Genomic DNA, 5,436 nt, shown 5'->3' on the forward strand with positions numbered 1-5,436 from the left:
GAACCGATCGACAAATTCGGTAAACATGAATTCGCCGTCAAGAAGGGCATCAAAATTCTCGTTGACTTCTTCGGTAAGCTGATGAAGAAATTCCGTCTGCACACGGGCGAGGGCTTCAGCGGCTTCGCGGCATTTTCGGGCAAGGTGCGGATTGGCCTGTCGCCACTGCCCAAGTTCAATCGCCCGCTGTCGCTGGGTATTCTGCACGTGATTGACGAGGTCTTCGAGCAATTTGGTTTGCCGCTGCTCGATCGCCAGCAACTGACGCAGGAGCATGGCTACTTCGGCGAGGCTCCCCGCAGGAGGAGGTGATGGCGGAGGAGCAGCTTGGGATACGTCGATCTGGGTAAAAAGTGGCGGCCGCATGGGTCGGTTCTCGCTCATGGTCGCTATACCTCCTTCATTTAACAGATCAGTATAACCAGAACCGACCGAAAAAGTCGAGTGTCGGGCGCGAGACTTGAGAAAAAGTTTTTCTCGTCCCCTTGAAAAAAGATTTCCGCGCCCGTAAAACCCGCAAACTCTCTGCCGCAAGAACATTCGATGGAAGCGTAAAGTTCCGCGCCAGCCATATCCGATGACCACGAAGCACACGGGAGATTTGCCGGTTCTCCCGTTTGAACTGGCTCAGCAAAAGAGTTGGCAAACCCCGAGTTGGCAGCAGCGAGGGCTTATGAAACAGCAAGACAATGTGGGGACCAGGTTGTCCCTGCGGTTAGGCTTTTTCACCGCCATTCCCCTGGCGGACGGCGGCTATGTGGGGGGATACCTGATCCTCAATGGGGTAGGGCGCCCTATTGAATTCCACTGCACCACACCTGTTCGACCCACCCGAGCCCAGGAAATCCTTTATGGTCCGACCCTCAAGCCGTACCTTCTTGGGGAACAGATGGCGCCGGCCCTGATCGCCAAAGCCAAATCGCCCGCCGAAATTATTTTGGTCACCGAGTGGGAAGCCCTGACTCTCTGCCAGGTGGTGGAACAGCCAGTGGCACTCGTCCTTTCACCCGAAACGAGCGCAGCGGTCGAGCCTGGTTCGGCACAGAGCGCCGCTTCGGCAACCTGGACTCACTCGGTCAATGGGCCCAGATCCGCAGGCGCAGCGCTTCTTGAATGCGGGGCCCTTCCCGCCTGTCGCACCCTGCAGATGGGGCGGAACACCCTCCTTGTGCCCGAGTGGCCGGTCGAGCGAGTAACTCGCGTGCAGGAATATCTTTCCCCATGGGCTGAAGCGTTCGATCTCCTGGAACCGTTCGGAAGGATTCGCGCGGCCCTCGAGGAAGCCCTTCGACGGGGGTGATTTCCCATGCTCTTCCGTATTCTGTGGCGACGCCGAAGCAACTCCCACGCCGAACACCCACCCTTTGAGGCAACCAACGAGGAGAACTCTCCCAAAACGATGGCGGAATGTGAACTTCCCACCCCACGGACGCTGACAGCGCCGGCTGGTCAATCCGCACCCCTGGACACCTACGAACCGTTCACGCTCAGTTTCCGGATTGACTCTTATGTGACGGGCTGGAATCGCGGACTGGAACGCGGGCTGCCCGTGGAAACGCAAAAGTGGGAACTGGCCGGCCCCGCCTTCCGCGTTCTTGCCCTCAATCCGGGGGCCAGCAAAATCGAAGTCAAGAGTTTTTTCTTCTTTTCCGGTGACGATGCCCCAAGCTCGGAGGGTGCGCCGGCCAACGATAACGCGGCATCCGGCCCGGCAATCGAAAGTGGCACAGCAGGTCCGGCCAATGCCCCGGGCTCCGCGAGGCACTGCGCGACGATAAATCGCCCAGGGGCGGGACACGGCGTCAGATGCGATGCGGCGGTCCTCCTCGAGCGATTGGCGGCGGGTGCCGGTCACCGCATCCACCCGCCTGAAGATGTCATCAAGCTGGAAGACAGACTCCACTATTTGCTCCAGCCCCCTTTGGAGTTCATTCTTGCGCAACGCCAGCTTGAATTTCCCCACACACCATTTCCCTATCAGTTGGAAGGGGTCGCCTTTTTGTTTCCTCGACATGCGGCGATTCTCGCCGACGAAATGGGGCTGGGTAAAACGATGCAGGCCATCACCGCCATTCGACTGCTGCTTCGGTGCGGGGAAGTTCGCCGGGTCCTGCTGGTGTGCCCTAAACCTCTGGTCAGCAACTGGCGACGGGAATTCGAGCTTTGGGCTCCCGAAATACCGGTCATGGTGATTGAGGGCGAGCCACAGCGCCGCCGCTGGCAGTGGGAGTTGACCACCGTCCCCGTCAAAATCGCCAATTACGAACTGTTACCTCGGGACCAAGAATTTTTCACCGCAAAAGACGAAAGCGGCGAGCCGAAGGTGAGTTTTGACCTTGTCGTCCTTGACGAGTCCCAGCGGATCAAAAATCGCAGCGGCGCCACCAGCCAGGCGGTCCGAGCGATTTCCCGCAAACGAAGCTGGGCCCTCACAGGCACGCCGGTCGAAAACAGCACCGATGATCTGGTGGGGATTTTCGAGTTTCTTTCTCCTGGATTCCTCACGCCTGATATGAAACCTCATCGATTGGGCACAACCATCGCCGATTTCGTGCTGCGGCGAACGAAGGACCAGGTGCTGACCGACCTGCCGCCCAAACTGTTCCGCGATGCCGAAATCGAACTGACTCCCGAACAGTGGAAAACCTACGAGATGGCGGAAAAAGAGGGCGTCCTGCGGCTATCCGAACTGGGCGCGGAAATCACGATTCAGCACGTCTTCGAGCTTGTCATCCGACTCAAGCAAATCTGCAATTTCGACCCCGTGACCGGGGCCAGCGCGAAGATGGAGCGGCTGGAAGCCGATCTGGAAGAACTTGCCGACAGCGGCCGGAAAGCCATCATCTTCAGCCAGTGGGTGGCAACGCTGGAAGAAATCGGCCGGCGGCTGCCGCAGTATCGCCCCCTGTACTTCCACGGTCGCATTCCCCCGCAACATCGGGAGGAGGTGATTCGCCGTTTTCGCGAGGATCCCCAGCACCGGATCCTGTTGATGAGTTACGGAGCCGGGAGCGTGGGACTCAATTTGCAATTCGTCAACTACGTGTTTCTCTTCGATCGATGGTGGAACCCCGCAGTGGAGGATCAGGCAATCAATCGCGCACACCGTATTGGGGCCGCAGGGCCGGTCATCGTCACCCGATTCCTGGCTGTGGACACCATCGAGCAGCGGATTAATACCATCCTCGAGCAAAAACGGGCGCTGTTCGAGACTATCTTTTCCGCCACCGCCCCCAAAAGGCTGGCACTCACCCAGGAAGAAATTTTTTCGCTCTTTAATTTACAGGCCCCGCAAACGGCCAAGGCGGCCTGACCACCCTTCTCGGCCATGTTTTTCCACCATCGCGGGGCAGTTTTCCAGCCGCGGACAAAATTTGCTTGCTCTTGCGTGCGCAGCGGGCCGATTTGGCTATTCGATTTAAGGGAGAGCGAAAACTGCTGTGGGGCGACGGCCACGCAAAATGGTACGTCGATTTGACCGGTCTGGGGGAGGCGAATCGAACGGGCGATGGCCGTCCCCCGAGCAGTTTGCTTAAACCGAATACCTGGACCGCGCACAACCCCCGCTTCCCGTTTGGAAAGAGTGGGCGAGGCGTCTCTTCCTATCGGTTCGCCCACTCTTTCTTTTCTTGTTTCCGAAGTTCCTCTCCTCCTCCTACAAAGACGGCGGTGCAGGAGACAGGAAAAAGCGCCCATTTTTCGGGTCAGTCACACCACACAGGAGCAATTGGTGAATTGGTCTTACCGAAATCCAATCCAAGTGAGCGACGGCTCGTGGAGTGGAGCGGCGATCGCCCCGAAAACGGCACGAACGATGGATCCCAGGGGTGTTGCACGTCTGCCTCAGCCGATGATTTGCCATAAAGTGGCCGCATCCTGCGGATTAACGATCCGCGCCCCCCGTTTAAGTGACGGCATTGCTGGCGCGGGCAGGTGGTCCGTCAGACAGATGACGTCGGCCCTTTGAACAAGACTTGCCGGCGGATTGGCTGCCGGAGGCACGATGAGCACCCGACATTCCGCCGTCGTGTGAAATTTCTTGTGCGATCCGTACACCAGGATTTCAACCTCGGGTCGCTTGTCCGAGCATACCTGTGCCCGTCCGATGAGTCTCAGCAACACGTCTTTTAACGCCCCTGGAAGTCGCTCGCACTCACCGGGTTGCCCGGTGACGACAACATCCAGGTCGAGAACATCCCGTTTCACCAGTCCATTGCGGCACCGCGTCAGTCGCCCGGCCCGATGAAAATACTCGATATTCACCCCGTGCCGGATTTTGTCGGGCGCAGTCGCCACCCGGGGATGCCAGAGATGGAACGTCCAGGTGCGATTTCTTAAGGACACAACCCGGACCCCTGCTCTGTGGAGTCGGAGGCCCAAATCGTCGTCTTCGCAACCCCAGCCACGGTGATTCTCGTCAAATCCATTAATCCGCTCGAAGTCCTCTCGCCATAAAGCAAGGTTTCCGCTGAGCACCCGGGGCTTGGTCGGGTGGCGGAGAAAATGATAGAAAACCGCCTTCAGATGTGCCCGCCGCAGCCGCGAGATTTCCCGCCGTGGCACCCACCGGGTAAAAACCCCGGATTGGACGGCCTCTTCTGTAAACGCCTGCGTCATCTGCTGATCGAGGCGGAGGCAGTCCGTGGTCATTGCCCGGCCGGGGTGACGCGCTCGCATGTGGACCGCCAGATGATCCGGTGGAACGACACAATCGCCATCCAGAAACAACACGTACGGCGCTGCCGTTGCAGCAAAACCTTCATTTCTGGCCCTGGCCGGACAGAATCCCTCGTGCGGATGAGTGACAAATTTGACAGCTAGCCCCGTCTCCTGTCGGAATCGCTCGACGACCTGAGGTGTTTCATCCTGGGAACCATCGTCCGCCACCACGATTTCGAACGGGGGCGGCTCCCTTTGAGCCGCCAGCGACAAAAGCACGCGGCGAAGGTGCCGCGGCCGCTCGAACGTCGTGACGACCACGGCCAGTTCGGGTTTGTTCATGGGATTCCGTTCCACACTCTCGAGGCATTCAATGTAACTGGCGCCAACAACGTTTTCGGGCCTTTCGGGCCGGCAGTGGCTAATGTCCCTGAGACGCCATTATGAGCCGACCCGGTAGAACAGGCAATTTCGGTTTGGGCCGGCGTCCGCGCTGCGCAGGCCGACACGACTGTCGCGCCGCGCGACACGTTTTGGGCGAAAAAGCGAGCCCGGCCCATCGTCTTCAAGACCAAAAGCCCTCGCTTTAAGTCACCAATACTTCGTCACTCCTGCGAGGCACCCCTTGTCGCCCGGGAAAGTTGCGAGCATGGCACGTGGCCTGCAATCATCGGGCATTCCCGCGTAAAAGTCCAGCAAAAAAGTCATGCTTGACGATTGTCGTATCAAGGTACTAAAATACCACATGAAACTGAGACTGAGTCTCAAGTCGTTTGT

General features: G+C 58.5%; 5 protein-coding genes. 2 read left to right on the forward strand and 3 right to left on the reverse strand.

Annotated elements, in window-relative coordinates:
* The coding region (locus H5U08_RS09250) for a hypothetical protein (protein WP_297032378.1) at nt 1-384 on the reverse strand (384 nt) is incomplete at its 3' end.
* 289 nt (nt 385-673) lie between these two features.
* Here H5U08_RS09250 and H5U08_RS09255 point away from each other — a divergent pair.
* Both H5U08_RS09255 and H5U08_RS09260 read left to right on the forward strand, forming a co-directional pair.
* Nucleotides 674-1,300, forward strand: a complete 627-nt coding sequence (locus H5U08_RS09255) for a hypothetical protein (protein WP_297032379.1) — start codon at nt 674-676, stop codon at nt 1,298-1,300.
* Between the two features lie 6 nt (nt 1,301-1,306).
* Complete coding sequence (locus H5U08_RS09260; RefSeq protein WP_297032380.1) at nt 1,307-3,313, forward strand: DEAD/DEAH box helicase; 2,007 nt, start codon at nt 1,307-1,309, stop codon at nt 3,311-3,313.
* Between the two features lie 530 nt (nt 3,314-3,843).
* Here H5U08_RS09260 and H5U08_RS09265 read toward each other — a convergent pair.
* Both H5U08_RS09265 and H5U08_RS09270 read right to left on the reverse strand, forming a co-directional pair.
* Nucleotides 3,844-5,001, reverse strand: coding sequence for a glycosyltransferase (locus H5U08_RS09265; RefSeq protein ID WP_297032381.1), 1,158 nt, complete (start codon nt 4,999-5,001; stop codon nt 3,844-3,846).
* A 249-nt stretch (nt 5,002-5,250) separates the two neighbouring features.
* A partial coding sequence (locus tag H5U08_RS09270) for a hypothetical protein (protein ID WP_297032382.1) occupies nt 5,251-5,436 on the reverse strand: 186 nt, incomplete at its 5' end.

The organism is Thermogutta sp. (assembly GCF_014359955.1).
Taxonomy (GTDB): domain Bacteria; phylum Planctomycetota; class Planctomycetia; order Pirellulales; family Thermoguttaceae; genus Thermogutta.

What these genes read in the sequence shown, in the direction of transcription:
- H5U08_RS09255 (WP_297032379.1), top strand. Translation starts at nt 674, where the DNA reads ATGAAACAGCAAGACAATGTGGGGACCAGGTTGTCCCTGCGGTTAGGC.
- H5U08_RS09265 (WP_297032381.1), bottom strand. Translation starts at nt 5,001, where the DNA reads ATGAACAAACCCGAACTGGCCGTGGTCGTCACGACGTTCGAGCGGCCG.
- H5U08_RS09260 (WP_297032380.1), top strand. Translation starts at nt 1,307, where the DNA reads ATGCTCTTCCGTATTCTGTGGCGACGCCGAAGCAACTCCCACGCCGAA.